Annotated in this window: 1 pseudogene; it reads left to right on the top strand. The window is 33.8% G+C overall.

Annotated features, from left to right (window positions below):
- Positions 1–204, top strand: a pseudogene (locus KJQ99_RS11595) (2,3-bisphosphoglycerate-independent phosphoglycerate mutase); the annotation flags it as partial.

Genomic DNA, 204 nt, shown 5'->3' with positions numbered 1-204 from the left:
AAAAATAATTTAAGGCAATTTCACACAGCAGAAACAGAAAAATATGCCCATGTTAGCTTTTTCTTTAATGGCGGGGTAGAGAAAGAATTTCTTAATGAAAAGCGTGTATTAATCCCAAGCCCAAAAGGAAAAAGCTATGATGAATTACCGCAAATGAGTGCTTATTTAGTGTGTGATGAAGTAATTAAGGCTATGAATGATGGT

The sequence above is a fragment of the Campylobacter sp. 2018MI13 genome (assembly GCF_018501135.1).
GTDB lineage: Bacteria > Campylobacterota > Campylobacteria > Campylobacterales > Campylobacteraceae > Campylobacter_E.
Note: the sequence above shows the minus strand (reverse complement) of the source record. Positions and strands in the feature narration are given on the sequence as shown.